The sequence below is a fragment of the Nocardia nepalensis genome, assembly GCF_048910785.1.
Classification (GTDB): domain Bacteria; phylum Actinomycetota; class Actinomycetes; order Mycobacteriales; family Mycobacteriaceae; genus Nocardia; species Nocardia nepalensis.
In genome coordinates, this window is the sequence record NZ_JBKBET010000031.1 from 111,823 (window position 1) to 137,782 (window position 25,960).

27 protein-coding genes are annotated in these 25,960 nt (G+C 67.2%); 19 read left to right on the forward strand and 8 right to left on the reverse strand.

Annotation, left to right across the window (positions count from 1 at the left end; translation table 11 throughout):
- Positions 1 to 112: 112 nt before the first annotated feature.
- From ACHQ4I_RS25330 to ACHQ4I_RS25340, 3 genes are read right to left on the reverse strand one after another with little or no spacing between them, the layout of a single operon-like run.
- Positions 113 to 496 (reverse strand): hypothetical protein, encoded by a 384-nt coding sequence (locus ACHQ4I_RS25330; protein ID WP_420774335.1) that lies wholly within the window; start codon positions 494 to 496, stop codon positions 113 to 115.
- Positions 497 to 552: 56 nt separating this feature from the next.
- Positions 553 to 996 (reverse strand): pyridoxamine 5'-phosphate oxidase family protein, encoded by a 444-nt coding sequence (locus ACHQ4I_RS25335; protein WP_420774336.1) that lies wholly within the window; start codon positions 994 to 996, stop codon positions 553 to 555.
- Positions 993 to 1,760, reverse strand: a complete 768-nt coding sequence (locus ACHQ4I_RS25340) for a sigma 54 modulation/S30EA ribosomal C-terminal domain-containing protein (RefSeq protein ID WP_420774337.1) — start codon at positions 1,758 to 1,760, stop codon at positions 993 to 995. The genes ACHQ4I_RS25335 and ACHQ4I_RS25340 overlap by 4 nt, the downstream gene beginning before the upstream one ends.
- 238 nt (positions 1,761 to 1,998) lie before the next feature.
- Here ACHQ4I_RS25340 and ACHQ4I_RS25345 point away from each other — a divergent pair, with 238 nt between their 5' ends.
- The gene (locus ACHQ4I_RS25345; protein ID WP_420774338.1) at positions 1,999 to 2,451 is read left to right on the forward strand and encodes a CBS domain-containing protein; all 453 of its coding nucleotides are present in this window, start codon (positions 1,999 to 2,001) and stop codon (positions 2,449 to 2,451) included.
- Between the two features lie 182 nt (positions 2,452 to 2,633).
- Here ACHQ4I_RS25345 and ACHQ4I_RS25350 read toward each other — a convergent pair whose 3' ends face one another.
- The gene (locus tag ACHQ4I_RS25350) at positions 2,634 to 3,251 is read right to left on the reverse strand and encodes a mycothiol-dependent nitroreductase Rv2466c family protein (protein WP_420774339.1); all 618 of its coding nucleotides are present in this window, start codon (positions 3,249 to 3,251) and stop codon (positions 2,634 to 2,636) included.
- A gap of 202 nt (positions 3,252 to 3,453) precedes the next feature.
- Between ACHQ4I_RS25350 and ACHQ4I_RS25355 the strand changes: the two genes are divergently transcribed.
- The 8 genes from ACHQ4I_RS25355 to ACHQ4I_RS25385 all read left to right on the forward strand — a co-directional run bounded on the left by ACHQ4I_RS25355 (position 3,454) and on the right by ACHQ4I_RS25385 (position 11,339).
- Positions 3,454 to 5,598 carry an MMPL family transporter gene (locus tag ACHQ4I_RS25355; protein WP_420774340.1) on the forward strand — a complete coding sequence of 715 codons (2,145 nt, stop codon included), beginning with the start codon at positions 3,454 to 3,456 and terminating at the stop codon, positions 5,596 to 5,598.
- Between the two features lie 65 nt (positions 5,599 to 5,663).
- Positions 5,664 to 5,933, forward strand: coding sequence for a metal-sensitive transcriptional regulator (locus ACHQ4I_RS25360; RefSeq protein ID WP_420774341.1), 270 nt, complete (start codon positions 5,664 to 5,666; stop codon positions 5,931 to 5,933).
- A 45-nt stretch (positions 5,934 to 5,978) separates the two neighbouring features.
- Positions 5,979 to 6,269 (forward strand): YgaP family membrane protein, encoded by a 291-nt coding sequence (locus ACHQ4I_RS25365; protein WP_420774342.1) that lies wholly within the window; start codon positions 5,979 to 5,981, stop codon positions 6,267 to 6,269.
- Complete coding sequence (locus tag ACHQ4I_RS25370) at positions 6,266 to 6,700, forward strand: DUF302 domain-containing protein (RefSeq protein ID WP_420774343.1); 435 nt, start codon at positions 6,266 to 6,268, stop codon at positions 6,698 to 6,700. Before ACHQ4I_RS25365 ends, ACHQ4I_RS25370 begins: the two co-directional genes overlap by 4 nt.
- 373 nt (positions 6,701 to 7,073) lie before the next feature.
- Positions 7,074 to 7,355, forward strand: coding sequence for a CBS domain-containing protein (locus tag ACHQ4I_RS25375; protein WP_420774344.1), 282 nt, complete (start codon positions 7,074 to 7,076; stop codon positions 7,353 to 7,355).
- Positions 7,355 to 8,089 carry a P-type ATPase actuator domain-containing protein gene (locus ACHQ4I_RS43265; RefSeq protein ID WP_476445407.1) on the forward strand — a complete coding sequence of 245 codons (735 nt, stop codon included), beginning with the start codon at positions 7,355 to 7,357 and terminating at the stop codon, positions 8,087 to 8,089. Before ACHQ4I_RS25375 ends, ACHQ4I_RS43265 begins: the two co-directional genes overlap by 1 nt.
- A gap of 24 nt (positions 8,090 to 8,113) precedes the next feature.
- Positions 8,114 to 10,039 (forward strand): HAD-IC family P-type ATPase, encoded by a 1,926-nt coding sequence (locus tag ACHQ4I_RS25380; RefSeq protein ID WP_476445409.1) that lies wholly within the window; start codon positions 8,114 to 8,116, stop codon positions 10,037 to 10,039.
- A 445-nt stretch (positions 10,040 to 10,484) separates the two neighbouring features.
- Positions 10,485 to 11,339, forward strand: coding sequence for a universal stress protein (locus ACHQ4I_RS25385; RefSeq protein ID WP_420774345.1), 855 nt, complete (start codon positions 10,485 to 10,487; stop codon positions 11,337 to 11,339).
- A 100-nt stretch (positions 11,340 to 11,439) separates the two neighbouring features.
- Here the strand turns inward: ACHQ4I_RS25385 and ACHQ4I_RS25390 are convergent, their stop codons facing one another.
- On the reverse strand, positions 11,440 to 12,189 hold the full coding sequence (locus ACHQ4I_RS25390) for a sigma 54 modulation/S30EA ribosomal C-terminal domain-containing protein (protein WP_420774346.1): 750 nt from the start codon (positions 12,187 to 12,189) through the stop codon (positions 11,440 to 11,442).
- A gap of 516 nt (positions 12,190 to 12,705) precedes the next feature.
- On the opposite strand from ACHQ4I_RS25390, the gene ACHQ4I_RS25395 reads away from it, so the two are divergent.
- The 3 genes from ACHQ4I_RS25395 (at position 12,706) to ACHQ4I_RS25405 (ending at position 14,785) form a co-directional block, all read left to right on the forward strand.
- Positions 12,706 to 12,900, forward strand: a complete 195-nt coding sequence (locus ACHQ4I_RS25395; protein WP_420774347.1) for a hypothetical protein — start codon at positions 12,706 to 12,708, stop codon at positions 12,898 to 12,900.
- A 140-nt stretch (positions 12,901 to 13,040) separates the two neighbouring features.
- Positions 13,041 to 13,712, forward strand: coding sequence for an SRPBCC family protein (locus ACHQ4I_RS25400; RefSeq protein WP_420774348.1), 672 nt, complete (start codon positions 13,041 to 13,043; stop codon positions 13,710 to 13,712).
- Positions 13,713 to 13,780: 68 nt separating this feature from the next.
- Positions 13,781 to 14,785: an Acg family FMN-binding oxidoreductase gene (locus tag ACHQ4I_RS25405; protein WP_420774349.1), complete on the forward strand. Its 1,005-nt coding sequence runs from the start codon at positions 13,781 to 13,783 to the stop codon at positions 14,783 to 14,785.
- Positions 14,786 to 14,789: 4 nt separating this feature from the next.
- Here the strand turns inward: ACHQ4I_RS25405 and ACHQ4I_RS25410 are convergent, their stop codons facing one another.
- Together ACHQ4I_RS25410 and ACHQ4I_RS25415 are read right to left on the reverse strand one after the other, a co-directional pair.
- Entirely contained in the window at positions 14,790 to 15,386 is a 597-nt protein-coding gene (locus tag ACHQ4I_RS25410; protein WP_420774350.1) for a vitamin K epoxide reductase family protein, read from the reverse strand.
- The gene (locus ACHQ4I_RS25415) at positions 15,373 to 16,332 is read right to left on the reverse strand and encodes an acyl-ACP desaturase (protein ID WP_420774351.1); all 960 of its coding nucleotides are present in this window, start codon (positions 16,330 to 16,332) and stop codon (positions 15,373 to 15,375) included. Before ACHQ4I_RS25415 ends, ACHQ4I_RS25410 begins: the two co-directional genes overlap by 14 nt.
- 457 nt (positions 16,333 to 16,789) lie before the next feature.
- Between ACHQ4I_RS25415 and ACHQ4I_RS25420 the strand changes: the two genes are divergently transcribed.
- A complete protein-coding gene (locus ACHQ4I_RS25420) occupies positions 16,790 to 16,996 on the forward strand; it encodes a hypothetical protein (RefSeq protein WP_420774352.1) in 207 nt (68 codons plus the stop codon).
- 161 nt (positions 16,997 to 17,157) lie between these two features.
- Here ACHQ4I_RS25420 and ACHQ4I_RS25425 read toward each other — a convergent pair whose 3' ends face one another.
- A complete protein-coding gene (locus ACHQ4I_RS25425) occupies positions 17,158 to 17,427 on the reverse strand; it encodes an SHOCT domain-containing protein (RefSeq protein WP_420774353.1) in 270 nt (89 codons plus the stop codon).
- Between the two features lie 272 nt (positions 17,428 to 17,699).
- On the opposite strand from ACHQ4I_RS25425, the gene ACHQ4I_RS25430 reads away from it, so the two are divergent.
- The 6 genes from ACHQ4I_RS25430 to ppsA all read left to right on the forward strand — a co-directional run bounded on the left by ACHQ4I_RS25430 (position 17,700) and on the right by ppsA (position 25,734).
- Positions 17,700 to 18,692: an Acg family FMN-binding oxidoreductase gene (locus tag ACHQ4I_RS25430; RefSeq protein WP_420774354.1), complete on the forward strand. Its 993-nt coding sequence runs from the start codon at positions 17,700 to 17,702 to the stop codon at positions 18,690 to 18,692.
- Positions 18,693 to 18,870: 178 nt separating this feature from the next.
- Positions 18,871 to 19,536 carry a DUF2267 domain-containing protein gene (locus ACHQ4I_RS25435; protein ID WP_420774355.1) on the forward strand — a complete coding sequence of 222 codons (666 nt, stop codon included), beginning with the start codon at positions 18,871 to 18,873 and terminating at the stop codon, positions 19,534 to 19,536.
- Between the two features lies 1 nt (position 19,537).
- A complete protein-coding gene (locus tag ACHQ4I_RS25440) occupies positions 19,538 to 20,704 on the forward strand; it encodes a site-2 protease family protein (protein ID WP_420774356.1) in 1,167 nt (388 codons plus the stop codon).
- A gap of 45 nt (positions 20,705 to 20,749) precedes the next feature.
- Entirely contained in the window at positions 20,750 to 22,777 is a 2,028-nt protein-coding gene (locus tag ACHQ4I_RS25445) for an erythromycin esterase family protein (protein WP_420774357.1), read from the forward strand.
- Between the two features lie 86 nt (positions 22,778 to 22,863).
- The gene (locus ACHQ4I_RS25450) at positions 22,864 to 23,418 is read left to right on the forward strand and encodes a flavodoxin domain-containing protein (RefSeq protein ID WP_420774358.1); all 555 of its coding nucleotides are present in this window, start codon (positions 22,864 to 22,866) and stop codon (positions 23,416 to 23,418) included.
- A 24-nt stretch (positions 23,419 to 23,442) separates the two neighbouring features.
- Positions 23,443 to 25,734: a phosphoenolpyruvate synthase gene (ppsA, locus tag ACHQ4I_RS25455; protein WP_420774359.1), complete on the forward strand. Its 2,292-nt coding sequence runs from the start codon at positions 23,443 to 23,445 to the stop codon at positions 25,732 to 25,734.
- Positions 25,735 to 25,960: the final 226 nt, after the last annotated feature.

Below are 25,960 nucleotides of genomic sequence, written 5' to 3' on the forward strand. Positions count from 1 at the left end.
AACCACCTCACAGACCAGCTTCGCGAAGCACCGCACCCGCCGGAAGATCCCGATGTCGCCCACCCATGGGTCGTTGGTCCCTCACCCGCCAGCCGCGCAGGCTGTCGGCCGCTCAGCTCAATTGGACGGTGCGCTGGTGTGTGTCGACGGCGCGGCGCAGCTCAGCTCTGGACAATTCGTGCGTGCCGCACTCGCAGTGGGCGGGAAGCGCGTCCTCGGTGAACGGATCGCCATCGAGCAGGTCGGCGTATGTGGTGCCGTGTCGGCTCGTATGATGGGCCTCATCGCTGAAGTCGCGCCGCCCGTGCGCATGCGGGCCGATCGACGATACGTATACCGCGCCCAGCGCCGTATCGAAAACGGTTGCGACGTGGTGACTTCGACCGCAGCGCACGCGCACCACGGTGTGCTCGCCGCGGTCTCGACCGAGTTCGTCCACGGCATGCCGGGCTCGGCGTTGACGTTCGGCCGGGCTCAGATCAGTGGGATGGGTCATAGCTGTCTCCTCTCGTGCTGCGTTCGTGATGCGGCCTCCGACCAGCCCAGGACTGCTTACGCGGCCGCGGCGACGAGACGGATACCCGAGACGATCGAGGGCTCGATCTCGATGACGGTATCCATGAGCTGGTCGACCCACGGGTGCAGCAAACGCTCGTAACGGGCGATGCGCTCGGGATCGGTGACCGGGCGGGCAAGCCCGGTCACCACGACCGACCAGCCGGTGCGCAGGAGCGGGTCGATCTCGTCGGCCTCGTAGGCCACCACGACATCGGAGTTGCCGCGCACCGCAGAGGTGAGCCGGGAGGTGAGGCGGGTGCGCACGATGATGCGACCGTCCGCCTCGACCAGATGGTTGACCGGGCGGATCGCCGGTAATGCGTTGCGGCTGAAGACCACTCGTCCGATCGGGACGCTCGCGAGCAGGTCCAATGCCGACGCGCGATCGAGTTCGACGATCGCACGCACGGAGACGTCGTCGGTGGCGAAATCGGTCATGTTCGCGCACCCCCGGCCGCAGGTGCGACGATCGCCAGCGCGCCGTCGTAGCGGCGATACAGCAGCCGCCCCCGCCCGCCGCCCGGATCGGTGAAGAACAGGAATGGCAGGCCGTATCGGCACAGCCTGGCCGCGGCCTCGGCTTCGGTCAGACACGGCGTGGGATGCGGATTCATGGTGAGCGACAACCCCGAAAGGAACTCGGGCAGCTGTTGTTGATGCTGCCGGGCTAGCCGCACCCCGAGCGGGCCCGCCCAGTAGACGATCGCGTCCTCGCCGGTCTGCGCGTCGGTGAACAGGTGGACGTCGTAATCCATCGCCTCCATCGCGCGTACCGCCTCGGCCGGGGTTCCGGTCAGCACTGCGCAGTGCTTGCGGCGCACGATCGGCTGTTCCTCGGTGGGGGCCGCCAACGATGGGCGCGCCGGATCGGGCCAATACCTCGGCACCGCATCGGAGCTCATCCGCGCGAACTCGCGGTCGAGCCGGTCGGCCAGGAAGGTGGCGATGAATCCGCTGGGACCCGGAACCTGAACGCGCACAGGGATATTCCGGAACACCGCATTCGCCTGCGCCAGCATCGGTCCGTCCGGGCACGGCGGTCCGGTCAGCCGCACCCGCACCGGTTCATCGACGTGGTGACAGCGCAGCACGCGATCGATCGCCCGCATCGCACGGTCGATCTGGACGGGATCCACCGCACCATGGACGGTGCACACCCCTTCCGCGGCTGTCCCGGTCGACCACAGCTCGGATGTACTCACTCGGCAACCCCTTCTCGGCAGACCACATCAGCAGTTTCACCGCGCCGCGACAGCGCCGAACAGGGCCGAAGGTCCCATGTATCGAGGACGTCGGCTGTGTCACAGCGACGCTGCGGGACGCCGCCCGGATCCATCATCGAATACCGGCACCATGGTGACTTTCGGCCCTCGCTGTCCCGCTTCGGCCGTTCGACGATGGGTACGACCAGTGCAGACCTATTCGGCAAGGAGGCCAGCCATGACCACCGCACAGGCCATCATGCAGCCCGATGTCGCGAGCATTACGGTCCGCGACACTATGGAAACCGCGGCGCAGCGGATGCGTCAGCTCGACGTCGGCGCACTGCCGATCTGCGACGGTGAGGGACATCCGGTCGGCATCGTCACCGACCGCGATATCGTCCTGAAATGCATCGCCACCGGTGCGAATCCGCGCACGACCACGGCGGGCGAAATGGCCCAGGGCGACGACCTGCTCACCGTCGACACCGGCACCGATATCGATGACGCGCTGGTACTGATGGAGCGCCACCAGATCCGACGACTCCCGGTGACCGAGTCCGGCAAGCTGGTCGGCATCATCACCGAGGCCGACCTGTCCCGGCGCCTGCCCGGGGCCACCGTCGGTGAATTCGTGGAAGCCGTATGCGCACAGCATCTTCCGGCGTCTACCGGCGAGGGTTCGCAATAACGTCGACGTCAGGACGGTCTGCGCCACGTCCATTCCCCGGCCTTGCCGGGGCGTGGTCTGTGCGGTCAGTTATCCGCTCTCCGCGCGCTGTCGCGATAGACGACCCAGCCTCGAATCGCACCCCCGCGCCACGCTGTCCGCCGAACTCCCGATCGAGCGCGACCTCGAACGCTGGCTTCCGCTCAGTGGCGTTCCTCGGGGGTGGTAATGGTGGGTGGGCCCTGGTAGGGACGTTGTAGCGCGGCGAATCCGGGCGTGGTTGCCGCGGTGATGACGGCGTGCAACAACTCGGTGGCGTGTTGCGGGCCGGGTGGCGCGGTCAGAACGGGGCCGCCGAAGCCGTGGCCGTCGATGGCGATGATGGGGCTGCCGCCGCGCCCTCCGAGCGCGGTTTGGCTCGCGTCGTGATCGCGGGCGACCGCAGCGTCGTAGCGGGTGTCGCCCATGGCGTCGATCAGGGTGGGGTCCAGGCCGGTCGCGTCGATGGCCGCCGCGGTGACGGCGTCGTCTTCGGTGTGCGGTCCGCGTGGATGCAGCCGCGAGCCCAGTGCCAGGTAGAGCGGCGTGAAGGCGTCGTGGCCGTATCGCTGCGTTGCGGCGGCGAACACACGTCCGATCCGGCGTGAGCGGGTGATCATCGGTTCGTGGTCGGCGTCGATGGTGTGACCGTCATTGAGCATGGCCAGGCTCATCTGCCGCAAGCTCACCGTGTGGTCGTCCTCGGCGCTGTCGAGCAGCCACCGCGCGGTCACCCATGCGAACGGGCACACCGGATCCACATACAGATCAATGTCGGCCATAGGTGCTCCTCCTTCGTGAGAACGCATCGAGCACGAGAATCGCGATCGATGTCGGGGGCATGGCAGCGGGTGTAGTGGTGTCCGCCACACCCGCTCCCCCACATACCCCTGGGGGTATGCTCGTCTCAAATGATACCCCCAGGGGTATGAGAGGAGATGGCATGTGTGGACACGGAACGACCACCGGCACGGAGGTGCATCGATGACGGACACGATGGTCAATGACACCGTCGGGCAGGCAGTGGGCGGTCTCATGGCGCGTCTCGGTGCCGCGATGGCCGGGCGCGCGCGCTTGGTGTTCGGGGTGTGGCTGGTACTGCTGGTCGCGCTAGGTGCCGCGGCGCCGAGCGTGTTCACCTCGCTGGCGGGGGCCGGGTGGCAGGCCAACGGGTCGGAGTCGGTGCGAGTGCGGGAATTGGCTCAGCAGCATTTCGGCGGGAACTCCTCGGCCGCGGTGCAGGTGGTGGTGCACTCCGAAACCGAGACCGTCGACAGCGCTGCGATGGCGCGGGTGATCGGCGAGGTCGCGACGGTGTTCGCCGGCGACGCCCGCTTCGGTGCGATGGTCGCGCCGCAGCCGGGGATGACGATCAGTCCCGACGGGCACACCGGCATCGTGATCGCGGGTGCGAACGCCTCCACCGACGATATGGTCAAAGCGGTCGATGACCATAAGCAGGCATTGACCGCGCTGTCCGGCGCCGGGATCGAGGTCTACCCGACCGGTGCGTCGGCGCTGTGGAGCGATTTCAATACCGCCAACCACAACGCGATGATCAAAGCCGAGCTATTCTCCTGGCCGGTGACCTTGGCGATCATGGTGCTCGCGTTCGGATCGCTGGTCGCGGCAGGGTTGCCGCTGCTGTTGACCGTCGCCGGTCTGCTGGCCTCGGCCGGAGGACTGGTGCTGCTCAACCACGTCACCCCGATCTCGGTGTGGGCGATGAACTTCGCGATGATGTTCGCCCTCGCACTGGGGATCGACTACGCCCTGTTCCTCGTTGCCCGTTTCCGCGACGCGCTGACCAAGACGGCCGACGCACGCGCTGCGGTGGCCGAAACAATGGACACCGCGGGCAAAGCGGTCGTGCTGTCGGGGTTGACGGTGCTGGTCAGCTTGTCGGCAGTGCTGCTGGTTCCGGCACCGGCGGTGCGGACGATGGCGGTGGGCATCATGCTGGCGGTGGGTTTCGTGCTGGCCGCCACGCTGACGCTGCTGCCCGCGGCCCTGGGCGCGCTCGGCGCCAAGGTCAACGCCGGCTCTCTGCCTTACGCCAAGCGGCAGCAGTATCGGTCCCCACGATTCGCGCGATGGGGCGAAATGCTGCACACCCGTCCCTGGCCGTTCGCGATCGGCGGGCTCGCACTGCTGATCGCGCTCGCGATCCCGGTACTCGGTTTACAGGTCGCGATGCCCTCGATCCAGGTCGTGCCTGCCGAGGCGCCGGTCCGTCAGGGCTACGAACTGGTGCAGCGACAGCTCGGTTCGGGCGCACCGGGTGCCTTGCAGATCATTGCCCCCACCGCCATGGCGTCCGACACCGCACGGATCGCCGCGTCCACCGACGGCATCGCGATGGTCACCCCCGCCCAGCCTGCGGCTGACGGGTCGGGCCTGGTGATGATGCAGGCACTGCCACAGGTCGATCCCTCCGACGAGCGTATGGGCGCAATCCTGGACCAGCTGCGCGATCGCCTGCCCGAGCAGGCGCTCGTCGGCGGCGCGCCCGCGGAGAACCTCGATCTGCAACAGGCTCTCGACGACTACTTCCCGCTCATCGTCGCGGTGATCTTGGCACTGGGATTCCTCCTGTTACTCATCGCGCTGCAAGCACCCCTGATCGCCGCACTGGGCACTCTGGTCAGTCTGCTCTCGACCGCGGCGGCGTTCGGTGTGGCGAAGGTGATCTTCCAAGACGGCCACGGCGCGGGCCTGCTCGGATTCACTCCGCAGGGCTTCCTCGACGGGTGGGGGCCGGTGTTCTTCTTCGCGATGATCTTCGCCATCGCCATGGACTACACCGTGTTCCTGCTGGCCACCGCCAAAGAACACTACGAACGTTCCGGTGACTCCAAGATCGCCCACATCGACGGCCTGGCCCACTCCGGGCGAGTAATTCTCGCGGCCGCCGCAGTCATGGTCGCGGTGTTCTTCACCTTTGCCCTGGCCCAACCGCTGCCACCGAAGGAGATGGGCATCATCCTCGGCGTGGCGGTCCTGCTCGACGCAGTCGTAGTGCGGCTGGTCCTGCTGCCGGTCACCCTGCGCCTGACCGGGCATCATGCCTGGTGGTCGCCGGCCTGGCTGCGCAAGATCCTGCCGACGATCAACTTCGCCCACCACTGACCTCAACTCTTGCCGGGATACCCTACGGGGTATTCTGGCAAGAGTTCACGAAACGAGGAGACACCATGGTCGGCGACGACACCGCAATCACCGAAGTGCTCAACAGACTGCGCCGCGCTCACGGCCAGCTCGCCGGCGTCATCGCCATGATCGAACAAGGCCGCGACTGCAAAGACGTCGTCACCCAGCTGGCCGCGGTCTCGCGCGCACTCGACCGCGCCGGATTCAAGATCGTGGCCACCGGGCTGCGCGAATGCCTCACCGGCGATACCGCCGAAGGCTCGAACCCGATGACCGTGGACGAGCTGGAAAAACTGTTTCTGGCCCTAGCCTGAACGACCCGACGGCAGGCGGGGCCATCCGTACGAACGGAGACTCTCATGACTCACCCCGTGCGAGACCGCGAATGGACCATCGCTCGACTGGTCCCGCTCCTGGCCGGAACGGTGGTGCTGCTCAGCACCGCACTCACTGTGACGCTGTCCCCGTGGTGGTCGATCCTCACCGCCCTCGTCGGCGCCAACCTGCTCCTCTATAGCGCCGTGGGCTGGTGCCCGTCCAGCCTGCTGATGGCACGGCTGGGCGTGCCATCAGGCACCAGCGCCCGCGCCCATCCACAGCACGGACCGACAACCACCGCGCCGCTCCCCGAAAGGCACGACCCTTCATGAAGCTAGGACTGTCCACCACACTGCACACCAGCTTCGACGACGCCGTCGCCCGTACCCGAGACGCTCTCTCGCAGCAAGGATTCGGAGTTCTCACCGAAATCGACATGCGCGCCACACTCGAAGCCAAACTCGGCGAGAACATGGAGGACTACCTCATCCTCGGCGCCTGCAACCCACCCCTGGCCCACCGGGCGGTCAGCATCGACCGCCAGATCGGACTGCTGCTGCCCTGCAACGTCATCGTGCGCCGCGACCCCACCTCCGACACCGCCATCATCGTCGAGGCGATGAACCCGCAACTGATGGTCCAAGTCACCGACGAACCAGCACTGCAACCCGTCGCCGCGCAAGCCAGTATCAAACTCCAGGCCGCCATCGACTCCCTCGACCACACCCCGCCGCGCACTGATCAGGCGCCCGTCGGCCGGTGAGCTGACGGAGGCCCCTGGTCCGGTCCAGGGCGCATAAGGGCCTAGCGCGGTCGGCGAGCTCCGTGCTAGCCGAGGAATTCGACAGGCCAATCGGCGATCGAAAGGCCCAGTTGTCGGGTTGATGCCGGTCATCCCGAACCCAAGACGCTCAGGACCATGCGTCCAAACACCTACACGCAGGGCGCGTGTCATCGGCCGACCACTCCGACCGCCATGATCCGGTCGGCGCTGCGTCGATGTCTACAGCACGGCGGGCCGACCGGCGGCGAAGGGACCGAGTTCTCGGCGGAAGCGGACCTTTGCCCCTCGATCCCGCACCGTTGCGCAGCCGATGATGAGCCGAGAAGTCCGACTATTTCGTGAGGTGGCAGCGATGCGCGCACGCGATATCCTCAGCGGGTCGGTGGTGACTGTCCGGCCGGAAGCTCCGCTGACCGAGGCCATCGATCAGCTCACCCCACACGGCTTCGCCGCGCTGCCCGTCCTCGACGACAACGACCGGGTGATCGGCCTAACCTCCGAATCCGATGCGCTCGCCGCGTCGTCCAAGCCGGACACCGCGATCGTCCAGGCCGCAATGTCCGTCGTCGACGAGGCAACGGCACCGCGAACCCCGAAGCCCGCGCGGCCACCCCGGGCGCACACCGCATCGTGATGACTGCGGCACCGCACCGGATCGATCGTGAGACAACAGGTTTCGACCAAATCGAGGTCTCGGTCGCCGCTGCGATGCCGGTCGCGGATGTGCTCTCGGCGCTGTCGGCCACCGGCGCGGGGCTGACGACGACGCAATCCCGTCGCCGGTCCCATGCCCTCGGCCCCAACGCGGTTCGCTCACATCAGGCCCGCCTGCTGCCCGTGTTGGCGCGGCAATTGCGATCGCCGCTGCTGTTGTTGCTGGCAGTCACCGCCACCGCATCCTTCTTTCTCGGCCAGCACACCGATGCGCTCATCATCGGCGTCATCCTCACCGCCTCGGTCGGGCTCGGCCTGTTCAACGAGTACCGCGCGGAGCGGGCCGCGGAGGCGATGCACGATCGAATCCAGCACCGCGCCACGGTGATTCGCGACGGTGCGGCGCAATCGGTCGGCCTGGTCGAGCTGGTCCCCGGCGATCTGATCGAACTTCGGCTCGGACAGCTCGTACCAGCGGACATCCGGTTGCTCAGCACGACGGCACTGCAATGCGAGGAGTCGGTGCTGACCGGCGAATCCATTCCGGTGCAGAAATCGGTGCAGCCGGTGCCGCCCGGTGCCACGCTGGCGGAGCTGAGCAGTTGCGCGCTGATGGGCACCGTGGTGAGCGCCGGACAGGGGCGCGGTGTGGTGGTCGCGACCGGTGGCTCGACCGTCTTCGGTCGAGTTGCCCTCGGACTGGGAACTCGCTAGCCCGACACCGAGTTCCAGCTCGGACTGCGCCGGTTCTCGCTGCTTCTCGTGCGGGTCGCCGCGGTACTGACCATCGGCATCTTCGCGGTGAATCTGGCCCTGCATCGCCCGATCCTGGAGGCGCTGCTGTTCTCCCTCGCCATCGCCGTCGGCATCTCCCCACAGTTATTGCCCGCCGTGGTATCGACCAGCCTGGCCGCCGGCTCGCGGCAGCTCGCGCACCGCAAGGTGCTGGTGAAGCGTCTCGTGTGCATCGAGGATCTCGGCGATATCGAGGTGTTGTTCACCGATAAGACCGGCACCCTGACCGAGGGTCGGATCGAATTCATGCGCGCACTCGGTCCCGATGGATCGGCCTCGGACGAAACGATGCTGCTCGGCTTGGTCTGTACCGACGCCACCGTGCGCGATGAGCGCGTCATCGGCGGGGATCCGCTCGACACCGCCCTCTGGCAGGCGCCGACCGCGCCGCGCGCGGCGGCCGCGCAGTACACCCGACTGGCCGTGCTGCCCTTCGACCACCGTCGCCGCCTGGTCACGGTGCTCATGCTCCCGCGCAAGGATGCCGCGGACCGCGATGGCGAGCCGCTGATCATCACCAAGGGTGCGCCCGAGGCCGTGCTCGAACGCTGCACCGAACTGCCCGATACCGCGAAAACCGTGCTGGACAACGAGTTCCGGTCCGGACACCGCATCGTCGCGGTGGCGACCCGCCCCGCCCCCGGCCGCAACAGACTCGACCCGGACGACGAGCACGACCTGCGCCTGCGCGGATTCCTGGTATTCCTCGACCCGCCGAAGGCCAGCGCACGCGACGCGCTGCGGCGACTGGCCGAACTCGGCACGGCGGTGAAGGTCATCACCGGCGATAATCCCGATGTCGCCGGACATGTCTGCACCGAGCTCGGGCTAGCACAGGGCGGTGTGCTCACCGGACCCGAAATCGACCGGCTCGACGATCGACAGCTGCGCGAAACTCTCTCTGCCACGACGATATTCGCACGCGTCGACCCGGAACAGAAGGCCAGGATCGTGCGCGCGGAACGGGCCCGCGGCATCGATGTCGCCTTCCTCGGCGACGGCGTCAACGACGCACTCGCACTGCACACCGCCGACGTCGGCATCTCGGTGGATTCGGCCACCGATGTGGCCAAGGACGCCGCCGATGTGGTGCTCTTGGAGAAGGACCTGCACGTGCTCGCCGACGGCGTGGTGGAAGGCCGACGCATTTTCGCCAACACCATGAAATACGTGCTGATGGGCACGTCGAGCAATTTCGGCAATATGTTCAGTGCCGCGGGCGCTTCCGCGTTCCTGGCGTTCCTGCCGATGCTGCCCTCGCAGATCCTGCTCAACAACCTGCTCTACGACGCCAGCCAGCTGGCCATCCCCACCGATACCGTTGATGCGGAACAACTCTCGCGTCCGTCGCGCTGGGATGTCGGACTGATCCGACGCTTTATGCTGGTCTTCGGTCCCATCAGTTCGCTGTTCGACTTCGCCACCTTCGCGATCATGCTCGGGCTTTTCCACGCCGACGAAACCCTGTTCCACACCGGCTGGTTCGTGGAGTCGCTGGCCACACAGACCCTGGTCCTGTTCGTCATCCGGACTCGCCGCACTCCGTTCTTCCGTAGCCATCCCAGCGTCGCGCTACTCATGGCCGCCCTGGCTGCGGTGGCAACCGGAGCCCTCCTACCCGCAACGCCTTTCGCCCGCGACCTCGGCTTCACCCCGCTCCCCGGCGGTTTCTTCCTGGCGCTGACCCTCATGGTGCTTGCCTATCTCGCGCTCGCCGAATTCGGTAAGCACTTCTTCTTCCGCGCCCCGAAACGTGTTGCTCCGCAGCGCCACCGAACAACCGGCCACCGCGTACACCGCCGCGCCGCCCGCTTCACCATCGGCCGGGCGCACCGGTCCGCACATCGGGTGGGTCAGCACACGAACTGAAGACGCGCGACCAGACACGCGTCGAAAGGCATCCACAGCCGGAGCCCAGCGAAAGGCCGCCGTGCCGAGTTCGATCGCCACGGCGGCCAGTACCGAACAGCGATGCGGGTGACGCCGTTCAGCTTGCAATCCACCGACTATCCGGCGGATGGCCCATCGAGTATCCGCAGCAGTTGTCCTGCGGCTTGGTCCCGGTGAAATGGTGGCTGCTCACCATTCCGCACGGGTACACCGCGAGCCGCTCAGTCGGCGCCTGCCGATGCCGTGCGGGTGGATAGGGCGTTGTGTTCCGGCAAGGTGCGCAATTCGCCGAGGCATTCGTGCGTCGGTTGACCGAGGGCCTCGTCATCGAGCACCAATGTCCCTACCGTGGCGGGCCTCGGGGGGACGAAGGTGGAGTGCGGTTGTACAGCCGAAAGATCTCGCGGCAAGGAGTGCGGATCGAATGAGCATCAGGGCCGATCGCACCTCGATCGTTGTCGGCGTCGACGATTCACCGACGGCGTTGAACGCGGCGCGCTGGGCGGCGTATCTGGCCGGTGCGTTGCGCGCACCGCTGTTGATCGCCTACGCGCAACAGCATTCGGCCACGGCCGCGCGGCAGTTGGCCGAGCGCATCCATTCGCCGCACTCTTCCGACGCCGCCCGCGCAACCATCGAGCGCACCCGCCAGCTCGTCTACACCTGTGACCCGAATCTGACCGTCGGCACGGTGCACCCCGAAGGCCCGCCCGCCGACGCGCTAGTGGCGTTGAGCGCGCACGCCCGCATGGTCGTGGTCGGCGCGCGCACCGCCTATGGCGACCGACTGGTAGGACCGACCACCATGCATGTCGCCCAGCACGCGCACTGCCCGGTCGGGGTGTGGCGTGGCGCGGGCGGCAGGCCCATTCCGCACGGGAAGCCGGTGGCGGTGGGCATAGACGGCACCGAACTCAGCACTGCGGCCATCGCCCACGCCTTCGAAATCGCCGCGGCACTCGAAGCGCCGCTGACCGCCGTGCACTGCTGGCCCTCACGCATCGAACCGGTCGGCCACCATCTCGACCGGGGCGAGGAAGAACGCACCCTGCTGGCCGAGTCACTGGCGGGGTGGCGCACGGAATATCCGGATGTGGAGGTCATCGAGATGCCGGTCCCCGGCCTGGCCCGCTCGGTGCTGAACGAGATAGCGCAGGATGTGCAACTGCTGGTCGTCGGCAGCCACGGCCACCCCACCGCGATGGCTCTGCTGTTCGGATCGACCAGCCGGGACCTGCTCCACCACACCACCTGTCCGGTCCTGGTGTGCCGGTCCTGATGGACATCGGTCCCACCGCTGTGGGCATGACGAGTCTCGTGGGTGTCGGCCTCGAACAAGAATCGTGCGTACGTCGAACCAACGCGGTTCGGCGCGGGATTCACCCGGCGACCGGCGTATCGAGATGGTCGCGGGGTGTGATCAGTCCGAGGTCGGCGTCGTAGCGGCGATACAGCAGACACCCGCGACGGCTGGCGGGATCAATGTAGAAGAGATAGGGCAGGCCGTCGTCGCAGAGTCGGTCGACGGCAACGGATTCCGCCAACTCCGGAACTCGCGACGGCGCCGCCTCCGATGCTGTGGCGCGCGGCGAACGGAGCAGCCCGATTCCTGCGGGGCCCGCACGATAGACGATCGCATCGGCACCGGTGTCGGCGTCGGTGAACAGGTGCGCGTCATAGTCCATGGCGTACATCACCGCCACCGCCGCATCCGGTGCGCAGACCTGCAACGAGCAGTTCTTGCGGCGCGTGATCACGCCCTTGCCGGGTGTCGCGAGCGGTCGCCGCATAGGATCCGGCTCCGGCGACGGCTGTGGATGTGCCGTCACCCGTTTGACCAGCCGCTCCAGCCGCAACACGACCGGCAGCACGACGCCCGCACCCGGAGTGATCGTCTGCACGCGCGCTGGAATGCCGCCTATGCGCAGATTCACCTGCACCAACTGCGGCCCGTTCGCACAGTTCGCGGCGACGACCCGCACCCGGGCACCCCCCTCGACCCCATATCGGGCGAGCAGTCGGCCGACCGCTCCGGCAACGCGTTCGAGCTCCAACTCCGCGATCCGTCCGCGCGGGAACACGACGATGTCCGGGAAGGCCGCGCTCGACCACTTCCCAGACGGACTCATGAGGACCTCGCTCTTCGATTTTGCTCGATTCGACCTCTTCGTAATCTCATGTCGATGGCAACATTCCGCGCGCCGATCACGGGAGGGCCGAAAGTCCCTGGCCTATCCGACCATCGGCACTTGTGGCCACCGGCTTGTTCGACGCCGGGTCTCTTCTCGTACGAATCGCCGCCGAAAAACGTTGTCTACGCGCAACGTTCGCTTACCAGCACGGACGCGGATCCGGCGACGGCCACCGGATGCGGTTCGGCACCCACCCGATATGCGTCTCGGTACGCACCCGCTCCACCATATGCGGGTTGTGCAGCTCGAATGCCGGTCGCTCGGAACACGTGCGGTGGCTACGGTTCGCCGAAAGCGGCGGAACCGGGCGGAAATCGGCGCGCAGCCTCGGGCATCGGCGTGGAATACAGGACGATCGGCACTCCCCCGCCGAGGACCAAGGACCCTTGGTGCGGCACGAGAATCGGATAACGCTGAGGGCGCACGGCCACCGATCCAAGGAAGAGGCCCATCGTGACCATCCGCTACGCACCGCTGTATGTGATCGCGCTGACGATCCTGATATCCGCGATCGCACTCGCCGGAGCATCGGCGCCGACCCTGTTGACCTCGCTGGTCGTCATGGCTTGCCCGGTCATGCTCCTGCTGATGATGCGCGGTGACAACGACCGCTCACCGCGCACCGAGGACGATCATCCGCAGAACTGAGCCGCTGGCTGTCACGCACGGCGCACGACGGTGATCGAGCACCCCGGTCCAGGCCCGAAGTAGCCGCATCGACCAAGGTCTGCTCTCCCACAGCCGAACGACCCTGTGCTCGGGTCGAAATTCGGTGGAACGTACCGGATATGAAGAAAACGACTGCTTGCGCGATCGGCATCGGCACATATCTGGCCGGATTGGCGGTGGGCTATCAGGTAATCCTGCGTAGTCGCTGCCTCGAGTGGGGCTCCACCAAGGAGGAAGTGGCCAGGGCCATGCCCGGCGACGACCTGCTCACCGACCCGGATATCGTTGCCACCAGGTCGATTACGATCAACGCGGCCCCGGAGCGGATCTGGCCGTGGCTGGTCCAGATGGGCCCAGGCCGGGGCGGCGCCTACACCTACGACTGGATCGAGAACCTGCTCGGGCTGGATATGCACAGCGCCGACACCATCCTGCCGCAGTTCCAAAACCTCTCCGTCGGTGACACCTTCGCGCTCGGGGATACCGGCCCGCGCATGCGCGTGGCCGTCCTCGAGCCTGAGCACGCACTGGTATTCGCCTCCGAGGACGGGCACTGGGTGTGGGCGTTCGGGTTGTATCCGAGCGACGAGGGCACGCGACTGGTGAGCCGCAACCGCATCGCGCTGCCCGATGCGACAGTACCCATGCGTGTGTTCAACCGGTTGATCATGGAGCCGGGCAGCTGGGTCATGGAGCGCAAGATGCTGCTCGGCATCAAACAACGCGCCGAACGCGAACAAGAGGCCCCGGTCGGCGCGGTATCCGACACACCGACCCCGGTCGGCGGGTGACCATGGGCCTTCGAGAACAGGCGCAAGGCCCATATCGAGCGGCATATCGCGCGCCGAGACTCGAAGGTATGACCGATATCAGCCCTTCCCCAGTACGTTCCGTGCCCGACCATCCGACGGTGCTGGCGGCCATGCGCTCGGCCGCGCGTGCGCCGTCGCTGCACAACACCCAGCCATGGCGCTGGGTATTCGACGGAGTCCGGCTGCACCTGTACCGCGACGACGATCGGCAACTGACCTCGACCGACCCGCTGGGCAGGCAACTCGTGATCAGCTGTGGCGCGATGCTGCACCATGTGCGCACCGTCTTCGCCGCCAATGGATGGCACACCGATACCGTGCGTCTGCCCGATTCAGACCGTCCCGACTACCTCGCGGCCATCGAGTTCCGGCCGTGGCCCGATCCCCCGGCCGGTGTGCTGTCCCGGGCCCGCGCGATCGATCGGCGGCGCACCGACCGGCTGCCGCTATTCGCGCCATCGGGCTTGTCGCAGCTCCTGCACGCCGGGCGGATGCTGGTGACACCCCACGACCTCGAACTCGATGTCCTGGACGAGAGCGCTCGCCCGAAGCTCGCGGTGGCCTCCGAACACGCCACCGCGGTCCGCCGCTACGACATGGAGTATCAGACTGAATTGCATTGGTGGGCCGGACATTCCGGCGACCCGGAAGGCGTCCCACGCGAGGCATTGGTCTCCGATGCCGAGTTCGCCCGCGTCGGCGTCGGACGAAACTTCCCGTCCGCACCGCATTCGGCGCGGCGCGGCACACTCGAGGACCATGCGCGCCTGCTGGTGCTCAGCTCGTCCCGCGAGTCCGTCACCGCATGGCTGCACACCGGCGAAGCGCTCTCCGCCGTACTACTGGAGTGCACCACGGCCGGCTCGGCGACCTGCGCGCTGACCCACATCACCGAAATGCCCTCGGGCCGAAAGGTTATCGCGGGCATGCTCCCCCACCCCGGTATCCCGCAGGTGGTCATCCGTGTCGGCACCGCACCCGACGACGAACCCGAAACCCCGCCGACGCCGCGCCGCCCGCTCACCGACATCCTGACGATGAAGCACGAATAAGCCACTACACCAGCGATAGCCAATAGTCCTGAAACCGCAGGAAAACCAGGAGCAGGACCACCGCGTAGAACAGTGCCAGCATCGTGCATCGCCACTGCACCAGCACGCCGAGCGGCCCGCCCGCTCGGCTCCAGAGTCGATCGCTGACCAGGATCAACAGCAACGGTGTGGCGACCCACACCACCATGCAGTACGGGCACAGCGCGTTGATCCGGTACAAGGTCTGGAAGACGAACCAGCACACGAATCCGACGCCGACCGCGGTGCCGAGCCACAGTCCGCGCCAGATCCAGCGCGGCAGGCCCACCCCGGCCACCACCGATACACCGAGGGTGACCACCACCGAGAAACCCACCACGCCGAGAATCGGATTGGGGAATCCGAAGACCGCCGCCTGCTCGGTGACCATGACCGATCCGCAGGACAGGATCGGGTTGATGCTGCAGGACGGGCGGTAGCCGGGTTCGGTGAACAGCTTGAAGCGCTCGATGGTCAAGGTGACCGAGGCCAGCCAGCCGAGTAGACCACCGATGAGCAGCAGCCACGCCGAGACCCGCCGAGACGGGTCCCCGGTCGTGGCTGGCAGATCAGACCCGGGCACGTTCGCGGGCCAGTGCGCGGTCGCGCTGTTCCTCGAAGCGCGGGATCTTCACCTTCTCCATATCTTCGAGGAATGCCGCTAAACGTTCGCGCACTTGTTCGCCGCGTGCGCTGAAATCGGTGCGGCCGAAAAGATTCCACTGCCGTAGCACGGGCTGGAGCACCTCTTCGAGGTGCTGGCGCAGGTCGTAGATGCCGTGTTTGGCCATGAGCACGCCATTGCGGCGGAAGTTCGGCATTCCCGCGCCGGGCATCCGGAAGTTCTGCACGATATTGGCGACGGCCTCGATCGCCTGGTCCGGCACCAGATCCAGGGCGGCCCCGCACATCGTCCGATAAAAGATCATGTGCAGGTTTTCGTCGGCGGCGATACGCTGCAACATCTTATCGGCGGTCGGGTCGTCGCATACTCGACCGGTATTGCGGTGAGTGACTCGGGTCGCCAACTCCTGAAAGCTCACGTAGGCAACCGAATGCAGAAATCCGGCGCCGCTGTCGATATCGGCTTCGCTGACCCCCGAAGAGAAGCCATTGGTCATATGGACCATCCTCGCCTCTTCGAGCGCGACCGGATCGACGCCACGGGTCACCACAAGATAGTCGCGAATCACGGTGCTGTGGCGCATTTCTTCGGCGGTCCACCGGCCGACCCAGGTGCCCCAGGCGCCGTCGCGGGAGAAGTTCTCGGCGATCTCGCGGTGATAGGAGGGCAGATTGTCCTCGGTGAGCAGATTGGTGACCATCGCCGCCTTGGCGACCTCGCTGAGCGAGGATTGTTCGGCGTCCCAATCGATTCCGCCGAGAGCGCCGAAGTTGCGGCCCTCGTCCCATGGCACGTAGTCGTGCGGATGCCAATCCTTGCTCATCGACAAGTGGCGGTGCACACAATCCTCGGCCATCGGCTCCAGTTCGGCGAGTATCTCCCGTTGGGTCAGCTCACGCGTCAATGGTATTGCCTACCTTTCCTTTTCGAGGAATCCAGCAGCTCGGTCATCTTCACGCCGCGGACCCCACCTTTCTTCCGCTCGAATCCATCGGCTCCCCATGCCACCACCGCGCCCCGCCGCCGCCCCAGGGCCGAAGGTCCCCCTGATCGCGGGGCCGAATGCTCTTTTACCGAGGGCCGGATCCATGTCGACCCCGCGTGCGCCTCGTGACACAACCATCGGCGGAATTCATCATCGAGCAGGCCGAATTCGGCGCGGATTCGGCGCTGCTCACCGTGCGAAGAGCGCGGATCGCGGTGGGTGCGCAATTGAGCGAAACGGCACAGAATTGTCTCGGTGTAAGCACTTGCGCGTCCGGATCAGGGCCTTGTGACCGTCATTGCATCGGCGGACAATCAGGCTGTGCGCCAACATCGGGTCGGGGGTATTTGATCGTCGCTCACCGAAGGAAGTTGAAATGTTCAGAAAACTTGCCCCGGCATTCGCGGCAATTGCCATCGCGTTATCCGCCTCCACGCTCGCCGTCCCCACGGCGTCGGCTGCCCCGTCGGCGTCAGCCGCCCAGGCAGCAGATCCCGCGCCGACCTCGCCCGCATTCGGTTCGGTGGCGTTCTGTTTCAACATTCCGCTGGGGGTGGGGTTCAGTTTCAGCATCTGCATCTGATGTTGCCGAGCAGTAAGACAGTCACGGACCGGCGATCGGCTCGTAATCCTGCCCGCCGCTAACTGATTTGCGTTGCGGGCAGACATCGGTCGGCCCCGAACTGTCGGAGGCATCCGCGACCGGCACAGCCACTCCGTCACCCGTACCGGCACGTATTCCGGTTATCGCGGCGATCTCGATGCCATGTGGGTGCGCAGCGTCGCGAGGCGATCGGTGTATTCCTTCTCATCGATCTCGCCACGTGCGAAGCGTTCGGCCAGTAGCTGTTCGGCCGCCCGCTCGTGCCGGTCCGCCGACGACTGATCGGGCCGTGTGGCGAGGCGGACCAGGATCACGAAGGCCGCGATCAGCAGGCCCCAGAACAGCACCATCCCGATGCTCATCCACGCGTATCCCCAACCATTGAGATCGTGGTCGTACCAATACATCATCTCGACGTCTCCTCAGCTCGCGAGCCGGTGCCGCCGATCGGTTCGGCGGTACGAACCCACTGTGCTCCCCTGCACGCCACCCGAGCAGGGCCGATCGCCCCATCCGCCAGGTACCAACGGCCTCGGAATCGTCGAGAACGCGCTGACGCGGTTCCGTGTTCGACCGCACCAGGTGCCCGAAGCTGGGCAGGTAGGGATGGGGTGACGATGGGCCCTCGAATCGGTGCGCAGTGACCATCGTGGTGGACGAACCCGGGGTCGACACTCGAAGTATGAACGCAAGCGATCGTGCGAGCACACCCGATCTGCGGACCGTGCGCATGGCACTGATGCTCGCCTGCCGGGCTCCATCGGTGCACAACACCCAGCCGTGGCGCTGGGTGTTCGACGGCACGCGGCTGCACCTGTTCAGCGATACCGACCGGCTGCTGCGGTCGGCCGATCCGCTCGGCAGACAAATGGTGATCAGCTGCGGCGCTGTGCTCGACCACGCGCGCCTGGCCTTCGTGTCGATGGGCTGGTTCGCCGATGTCACCCGGATACCCGACCCCGACCTCCCGGGGCTATTGGCCACGCTGGAATTCCGGCCGTGGCCCGGCGCGCTGAATACGACGGCCGCCCGGGTGCGCGCCATCCGCAGGCGACGCACCGACCGGTTGCCGATGCTGGCGCCGGACGGCTGGTTCGACGTATTCGACGCCCTGCGAGAACTGGCCAGGCCGCATCATGTGGCGGTCGACGAGATCGCCGACAGCAACCGGCCCCGACTGGCCGCGGCCACCGAACACGCCACTGCGTTGCGCCGTTACGACATGCCGTATCAGAACGAATTGCATTGGTGGACAGGTCATTCAGCTGTCAAGGAGGGCGTCCCCGCCGCCGCGCTGGTATCGGACGCCGAGGCGGCCAGGGTCGACGTCGGGCGTAGCTTCCCGCCCGCGCCGTACTCCGTGCGCCGCGCCGAACTCGAAGACCGATCCCGGCTGGTAGTGCTCAGCACCCTCGGCGAGGCGCCCGCACAATGGCTGCATACCGGCGAGGCATTGTCGGAGGTGCTGCTCGAATGCACCGCTCGCGGGCTTGCCACCTGCGCGCTCACCCATATCACCGAACTCGTCGCCAGTCGTTCGGTGATCGCCGAGGTGGTCCCGCAGCCGGACGTGCCCCAGGTCGTGATCCGCATCGGCACCGCCCCCGAGGACACCGATCCGACACCGACGCCACGGCGCCCGCTCGACGAGGTGCTCGAGGTCCGCGCCCTTTGACCGACCGATTCCCGGCCGCTCGAGTCGACCACCGGGGCCCGGTGCGCGATATCGAGCGATCGGCGATTCGAAAGCGGGACCATCGGCACACCCGAGGGCACCCTTCGACCCTTGGTCGGCGGCCACTCGCGTCGCAGGCTGGGGCCTATAACACCAGGGAAGTACCAGGAGGCCAGCCATGTCGCATCACGTCGATCCCTTCGCGCCCGCCGTGCAGACCGCCCACGATTGGCTGCGCGCCGTCGCCGACAGTCTCGATACCGATGACCGGGCCTTCGCCTACCGGGCGCTACGCGCCTGGCTGCACACCGTGCGCGACCGCATCAGCGTCAGCAGTTCGGCGCATCTGAGCGCGCAATTGCCCGAACTACTGCGCGGGGCGTACTACGAGGGCTGGGTGCCGAGCCATGTGCCGGTCCGGCACGGTGCCGCGGAATTCATCGGGCAGTTCGCCCGAGAGGCTGGCATCGACGAAGATGGGGTCGGTCCGGTCGCGGGTGCGGTCACGGCGGCGTTGTCGGAGCTCTTCTCCCCAGGACAGTTGAACCGGATCTTCGCGGTGCTGCCGATGCATCTGTATGGCACGCTGTCCGGCGCACACGTCGCGGTCGACGAGTCGCCGGTCGAATGGCAACCGGTCGCCAGGGAGCCCGCGGTCGATTCGCTCGCCGAACTCGCGGACCGTGTCCGGGCGCTCGGTGACGCCGTCGCCGTGCTGGCGCGTGGCCTCGAACGGCTGCCCGCCGATAAGCCCGGCGATGACCGATCGACCCAGGCGGCTCAGCAGGCACACCGCATCCTGCTCGCCGAGGGGCTGGTCCGCGCCGACGCGCGGGAGCGCTGAGATGTTGCGTGCGACGATCCCGCTGGGGCGCGTCGCGGGCATTCGCGTCGGCGCGCACTGGTCGGCGCTGGCGACCCTCGGCCTGTTCACCTATCTCCTCGGACGTTCGCTCGCCGACGCACACGGGAACTCGGTGGCGGTCTGGCTGATCGCCGCGATCGGCGCGGTCGGGCTGTTCGCTTCCCTGCTGAGTCATGAGTTGGCGCATTCGATCGTCGCGCGCCGCAGCGGCACTCGCGTCGAACAGGTCGTGTTGTGGCTACTCGGCGGGGTGTCCGAGCTCGGCGACCAACCGAAGGATCCGCGCTCGGACCTGCGCATCGCGCTGGCCGGACCGCTCACCAGTCTCATGCTCGGCGTCGGTCTATTGGGCATCACCGGTGCGGTCGGCGCCCTGGTCAGCGGGCCGGTACCGGAGATGTTCGGCTGGCTGGCCGCGATGAATCTCATACTGGCCGTGTTCAATCTGGTGCCCGGTGCACCACTGGACGGTGGCCGCGTGCTGCGCGCGCTGATCTGGCGACACACCGGAGATCAGCTGCGCGCCACCACCGTGGCCGCGCGCAGCGGCCGAGTTCTCGGGCTGAGTCTGCTGATCCTCGGTGGCGCGGAGTTGCTGGCGGTGGGAAACGGCGGTGGACTCTGGTTGATGCTGCTCGGTTGGTTCCTGTACTCGGCGGCCAATGTCGAATTGGCCGCCGCCGGGCTACGACATCGGCTGGGCGACACTCGGATACATGATGTCATGACCGAACACCCGCTGTCGGTTCCCGCGAACTGGTCCGTCGCCGATCTGCTGCGCTCGCAGATCGTGCACACCGGTCACCGGGTGTTCCCGGTGACCGATCAGGAGGGTCGGCCGATCGGTGAACTCGCCTGGTCGGATCTCACTCCCCTGCCGGCGGCGGCGCGCGAAACCACCGAGGTGCGTAACGTCGCCCGCCCGCTGCCGCCGACTGCCCGGGTCTCGGGCGACGAACCGCTCGCCACCGTGGCATCCCAGGTGGTGCTGCGACCCGACTTCGACGTCATCACGGTGGTCGACCAGCACGGCCGGCTCATCGGCGTGGTCACCGCGACAGATTTGACCCTGGCTGTCCAGCGCAGCGCGCTCGGCCTGCCCATCCACCGACCGGAAGGGTTCAGACCACCGAATACCGCACTCTGACAAGATAATTCGGCCCACGACGGGCCAGCTGATGGGAGGCCTGCGATGAGCCAAACGCCAGTGCAGCACGAACCGCCTCGACCGATCTTCCGTGATCGGCACGAGGCGGGCCGGGTGCTGGCCGGTCTGCTCGAACACTATCGCGGCGATCCGGATGTCCTGGTGCTCGGACTGCCGCGCGGCGGTGTTCCGGTCGCGTGGGAGGTCGCCGCGGCGCTCGGCGCGCCGATGGACACCCTGGTCGTCCGCAAACTCGGCGCACCGGGCAATCCGGAGTTCGCGATCGGCGCACTGTCCACCGGTGGTCGCATCGTCCTCAACGACGATATGGTGCGCGCGCTGCGGCTGACACCCGATCAGGTGCGCGACATCGCGCGCGACGAGGCCGAGGAACTGGTTCGGCGAGAGGCGGCCTATCGCGCCGACCGCGGCCCGATCGAGGTGGCCGGGCGAACGGTGATCCTGGTGGACGACGGATTGGCCACCGGTGCGAGCATGTTCGCGGCCATCGAGGCGATCCGCGAGGGCGAGCCGAAACGGATCGTGGTCGCAGTCCCCGCCGCACCGGAATCGACATGCCGGGAACTGGGCGCATCGGTCGACGAAATGGTCTGCGCGACAATGCCGACCCCGTTTCGAGCGGTCGGCGAATGGTTCTGGGACTTCACCCAGGTCACCGATGAGCAGGTGCGCACCCTGCTGAGCATGTCGACCACTGGCACGGCCGTCCCGCGCATCGACGCCGCGGCTACCATCCGGGCGGTGGCCATCGACGCACCCGGCGGTGTCCCACCGAGCCGGGTGCTCGAAGAACTGATCGGCGAGGCCAGATTCGTGCTGATCGGCGAAAGTTCGCACGGCACAAAGGAGTTCTACCGAGCCCGCGCGGCCATCACCCGGTGGTTGATCGAGCAGAAGGGGTACACCGCCGTCACAGCCGAGGCGGACTGGCCCGACGCCTACCGGGTGAACCGGTTCGTGCACGGGCGCGGTACCGACACCACCGCAGAGCAGGCACTGCGCGGCTTCGAGCGCTTCCCGGCCTGGATGTGGCGCAATACCGAGGTCCGCGACTTCGTCACCTGGCTGCACAAGCACAATGCCGAACAACTGCGCACCGACGCACCGCAGACCGGCTTCTACGGCCTCGACCTCTACAGCCTGCATCGCTCGATGGAGGAAGTGGTGGGCTACCTCGACCGCGTCGATCCGACGGCCGCGCAGCGCGCCAAGACTCGCTACGCCTGCTTCGACCACGTCGCGGGTGACGACGCCCAGGCATACGGTTTCGCCGCCGCCTTCGGCGCGGGCAGATCCTGCGAGGCCCAAGTGATCCGGCAGCTGCTGGAACTGCAGCGCGTCGCGATCGCCCGCGGCGAGCTGGAACCGTTCGCCGCAGACGACCTGTTCGACGCACTGCGCAACGCCTGGTCGGTGCGCGATGCCGAGGCCTACTACCGGGCCATGTTCGGCGACCGGGTGTCCTCGTGGAATCTGCGCGACGAACACATGGCCGACACCCTCGACGCGCTCGCCAACCACCTGGACCGCTCCGGCGAGCACTCCCCAGCCCGAATAGTGGTGTGGGCGCACAACTCTCATGTCGGCGATGCCCGTGCCACCGAAATGGGCGGAGACGGTCAGCTCACCCTCGGGCAGCTGATGCGCGAACGCCACGGCGATGCCTGCCGCCTCATCGGCTTCAGCACCTGCGCGGGCACCGTCACCGCCGCCGAAGAGTGGGGTGGGCCCGACCGCCGCGAAACCGTCCGCCCCGCGCTGCCTTCGAGTATGGAGGAACTGCTGCACGATACCGGCAATCCGGAATTCGTACTCCGCATGGACCTTTCGGGCGAGGCCGGGGAGCTATTGCACCAGCCCCGGCTACAGCGCGCGATCGGCGTTGTCTACCGTCCCGGCACCGAACGCCAGAGCCACTACTTCCACACCCGCCCCGCCGACCAGTTCGACGCGCTCATCCACATCGACCACACGACCGCGCTGGAACCATTGGAGCCGACCAGTGCGTGGATCGCGGGCACCACACCCGAGACGTATCCGTCCGGTCTGTGATGGACCACCGCTATGGGCCATTGGTCCCGGCACTGCGGGCACCACGCCTCTGCCCGGCAAGCGCCGTGCGGCGCGACGCTGTTGACATGGAAGCGAAAACACCCCGTATCGCGGTCCTCTACGCGACCGCACAAGGATCGACCCGCGATATCGCCGAATTCATCGGTGACGCGCTCGCCGCGCGCGGCGCGGTGATCGAGCTGAGCGATATCGAGCATGCGGCGGAATTGTCCGGCTTCGACGCGATCATCCTTGGCAGCGCCGTGCACGATAGGGCGCTGCTTCCTGCGATGACGTCTTATGTGAAGACCCACCGTGACGAACTGAGGCAGGCCGACGTCTGGCTGTTCAGCGTCGGGATCGGCCCGGCGCTGCGTGGTCCCATCGGCCGCCGGATCGGCCGTATGGTGCCGAAGAAGGTTGCGGCGCTGCGTGATTCGATCGCACCGCGCGACTACCACGCCTTCGCCGGGCATTACGAGCGCGCGGGCGTCTCGCTGCAAGCGCGCATCCTCTACCGGCTGATGGGCGGCGGGCGCTACGGCGATCTGCGCGATTGGGAAGCGATCCTCGCGTGGGTGACCGGCATCGCCCGGTCACTCAGCCTGCCGAAGGCGAAGTCGACGCCGATTCATCCGTAGACCGACACGAACATGGGAGTCGACATGGGCGACTATGTAGCCGAACTCGGCGAGCTCCGGCTCACCGACGCCGACCAGGCCGGTGGCAAGGGCGCCAATCTGGGCGAACTGGTCGCGACCGGGTTGCGGGTGCCACCGGGCTTCGTCATTCTTCGCCACTGCTATGAGCAGGTGATCGCGGACGGGCCGAACGGCGCGCAACTCGACCGCCTGCACACCGAGGCGCTCGACGCGAGCGGCGACGGAGCCCGGGTGGCCGAATTGTGCCGCCGGATGCGCGAACTCGTGCATCAGACCGCGCTCGATGACACGGTGCGCAGCATGATCCTGGCCGCCTACCACGCACTCGGTGACGGTGTCCCGGTGGCGGTGCGCTCGTCCGCGGTCGGCGAGGACAGCGCGACCTCGTCGTTCGCCGGTATGAATCTCTCACGCACCAACGTGCACGGCGACGAGAAGCTGATCGAGGCCGTAAACGATTGCTGGGCTTCACTGTTCACTCCACGTGTGGTGACCTATCGGGCACGGCGCGGACTGCGCCAGCGGCCGGTGATGGCCGTCGTGGTCCAGCGCATGGTGAGCGCACGACGGTCCGGCGTGGCCTTCACCGCCGATCCGGCCACCGGGCGGCGCGACCGGGTGGTGATCGACGCGGCCCGCGGCCAGGGTGAGGTCGTCGTCTCCGGCGCGACCGAACCCGACACCTACCTCCTCGACGCGGACGGACCCACCCTCCTCGAAACCCGCAGCGGGCACCAGAGTTTCGCCATTGTGGCGGGGCCGGACGGCGACCGGCAGGTCGAACTGACCGCCGCCGAAGCCGATGCGCCGGTGCTCGACGAGCAGCAGGCGGTCGAGGTGGCCCGGGTCGCGTTGACCGTGCAGAAGCATCACGGCAGCCCCCAGGATGTCGAGTGGGCCTTCGACGAGGACACGCTGTGGTTGGTGCAGGCCCGCCCGATCACTATGCTCCCCGACTATCCGGCGCGGTCGAGCATGGCGGGCCCGGTGCCACAGCGGGTCCTGGTGCGCGGTCTGGCCGCCGCACCGGGCCGGGCCAGCGGCGCCGTCCGCGTCCTCACCTCTCCGGCGGAGGGGGAAACACTGCGGGACGGCGAGGTGCTGGTGGCGCCGATGACCAATCCGGACTGGCTGCCCACCATCACCCGCGCCGCGGCCGTCGTCACCGACAGCGGCGGGATGACCTGTCACGCCGCGATCGTCGCTCGCGAACTCGGCGTCCCGTGCGTGGTCGGCACCCGCACGGCGACGACGGCGCTGGCCGACGGCACGCTGGTCACCGTGGACGGGCGCACGGGCGAAGTCCGTGCGGGAAAGACCGAGTCGAGCACGACCGCGGTCGCCGCCGCACCCGCCGCCGTGTCCTCGGAACCGACGGCCACCCGGATCTATGTCAACCTCGCACTGCCCGAGGCCGCCGAGCGGGTCGCCGCGTCCGATGTCGACGGCGTCGGCCTGCTTCGCGCGGAAACGCTGCTCACCGAGGCGCTCGGCGGACGCCATCCGCACGATCTGATCGTCCGCGGTGAGGAAGCGGCCTTCGTGGCCCGGATGGCGGAATCGCTGCACCGCATTACCGCCGCCTTCGCGCCGCGGCCGGTCGTCTACCGGGCAATCGACATGCGCAGCAACGAATTCCGTGCATTGGACGGCGGAACTCGGTACGAGCCGGTCGAACACAATCCGATGATCGGCTACCGCGGCTGCTATCGCTACGTTCGCGAACCCGAGCTGTTCGGCCTCGAACTCGCCGCACTGGCCCGGGTCCGCGAACGAACCCCCAACCTGCACTTGATGATTCCCTTCGTGCGCACCCGCTGGGAGCTGGCGGCCTGCCTGGAACTCGTCGACGCCAGTCCACTCGGCGGCCAGCGCGGCCTGCACCGCTGGGTGATGGCCGAGGTGCCCTCGGTGGTGCATTGGCTGCCCGAATACATCGGTCTCGGCATCGATGGCGTCTCCATCGGCAGCAACGACCTCACCCAGCTGATGCTCGGCGTCGACCGCGATTCCGAACAATGCGCCGAACTGTTCGACGAATCCGATCCCGCGGTACTCGACGCCATCGGCCGCATCGTCTCGACCGCCCGCCGCCTGGGGATCACCTCCTCGCTGTGCGGACAGGCGCCATCGAACCGTCCAGAGTTTGCTGAATACCTTGTGCGCATGGGCATTACATCGATTTCGGTCACACCCGACGCCGCACCCGCGGCCCGCCGCGCGGTCGCCGCCGCCGAGCGCCGCCTCCTGCTCGACCGTGCGTTGGGCGAGCGCGGATCCGAGACGCCGCGCTGACTTACCCCACTGTTGCCCTGGTACTCCGGACGCTGAGCACCAGGGCAACGTTTCACGTCGCCGGCGCCAACATAGCCACCGACGCCGTCCTGTGTCCCTTCGCCGACCTCACCCACAGCCGCACGCTGAACCTCACAGCACCCCGGATGAGTACAGCTACATGGTGTCGGATCGACCACCACACATGCGTCGGCGCGGGGGGCCGGTTCGGACACCCCGCGCCGAC

Bases quoted from the DNA above. Each gene is read 5' to 3' on its own strand.
- ACHQ4I_RS25330 (WP_420774335.1), bottom strand. From the start codon at position 496: ATGACCCATCCCACTGATCTGAGCCCGGCCGAACGTCAACGCCGAGCC.
- ACHQ4I_RS25335 (WP_420774336.1), bottom strand. From the start codon at position 996: ATGACCGATTTCGCCACCGACGACGTCTCCGTGCGTGCGATCGTCGAA.
- ACHQ4I_RS25345 (WP_420774338.1), top strand. From the start codon at position 1,999: ATGACCACCGCACAGGCCATCATGCAGCCCGATGTCGCGAGCATTACG.
- ACHQ4I_RS25350 (WP_420774339.1), bottom strand. From the start codon at position 3,251: ATGGCCGACATTGATCTGTATGTGGATCCGGTGTGCCCGTTCGCATGG.
- ACHQ4I_RS25355 (WP_420774340.1), top strand. From the start codon at position 3,454: ATGACGGACACGATGGTCAATGACACCGTCGGGCAGGCAGTGGGCGGT.
- ACHQ4I_RS25360 (WP_420774341.1), top strand. From the start codon at position 5,664: ATGGTCGGCGACGACACCGCAATCACCGAAGTGCTCAACAGACTGCGC.
- ACHQ4I_RS25365 (WP_420774342.1), top strand. From the start codon at position 5,979: ATGACTCACCCCGTGCGAGACCGCGAATGGACCATCGCTCGACTGGTC.
- ACHQ4I_RS25370 (WP_420774343.1), top strand. From the start codon at position 6,266: ATGAAGCTAGGACTGTCCACCACACTGCACACCAGCTTCGACGACGCC.
- ACHQ4I_RS25375 (WP_420774344.1), top strand. From the start codon at position 7,074: ATGCGCGCACGCGATATCCTCAGCGGGTCGGTGGTGACTGTCCGGCCG.
- ACHQ4I_RS43265 (WP_476445407.1), top strand. From the start codon at position 7,355: ATGACTGCGGCACCGCACCGGATCGATCGTGAGACAACAGGTTTCGAC.
- ACHQ4I_RS25385 (WP_420774345.1), top strand. From the start codon at position 10,485: ATGAGCATCAGGGCCGATCGCACCTCGATCGTTGTCGGCGTCGACGAT.
- ACHQ4I_RS25390 (WP_420774346.1), bottom strand. From the start codon at position 12,189: ATGAGTCCGTCTGGGAAGTGGTCGAGCGCGGCCTTCCCGGACATCGTC.
- ACHQ4I_RS25400 (WP_420774348.1), top strand. From the start codon at position 13,041: ATGAAGAAAACGACTGCTTGCGCGATCGGCATCGGCACATATCTGGCC.
- ACHQ4I_RS25405 (WP_420774349.1), top strand. From the start codon at position 13,781: ATGACCGATATCAGCCCTTCCCCAGTACGTTCCGTGCCCGACCATCCG.
- ACHQ4I_RS25420 (WP_420774352.1), top strand. From the start codon at position 16,790: ATGTTCAGAAAACTTGCCCCGGCATTCGCGGCAATTGCCATCGCGTTA.
- ACHQ4I_RS25425 (WP_420774353.1), bottom strand. From the start codon at position 17,427: ATGATGTATTGGTACGACCACGATCTCAATGGTTGGGGATACGCGTGG.
- ACHQ4I_RS25430 (WP_420774354.1), top strand. From the start codon at position 17,700: ATGAACGCAAGCGATCGTGCGAGCACACCCGATCTGCGGACCGTGCGC.
- ACHQ4I_RS25435 (WP_420774355.1), top strand. From the start codon at position 18,871: ATGTCGCATCACGTCGATCCCTTCGCGCCCGCCGTGCAGACCGCCCAC.
- ACHQ4I_RS25440 (WP_420774356.1), top strand. From the start codon at position 19,538: ATGTTGCGTGCGACGATCCCGCTGGGGCGCGTCGCGGGCATTCGCGTC.
- ACHQ4I_RS25445 (WP_420774357.1), top strand. From the start codon at position 20,750: ATGAGCCAAACGCCAGTGCAGCACGAACCGCCTCGACCGATCTTCCGT.
- ACHQ4I_RS25450 (WP_420774358.1), top strand. From the start codon at position 22,864: ATGGAAGCGAAAACACCCCGTATCGCGGTCCTCTACGCGACCGCACAA.
- ppsA (WP_420774359.1), top strand. From the start codon at position 23,443: ATGGGCGACTATGTAGCCGAACTCGGCGAGCTCCGGCTCACCGACGCC.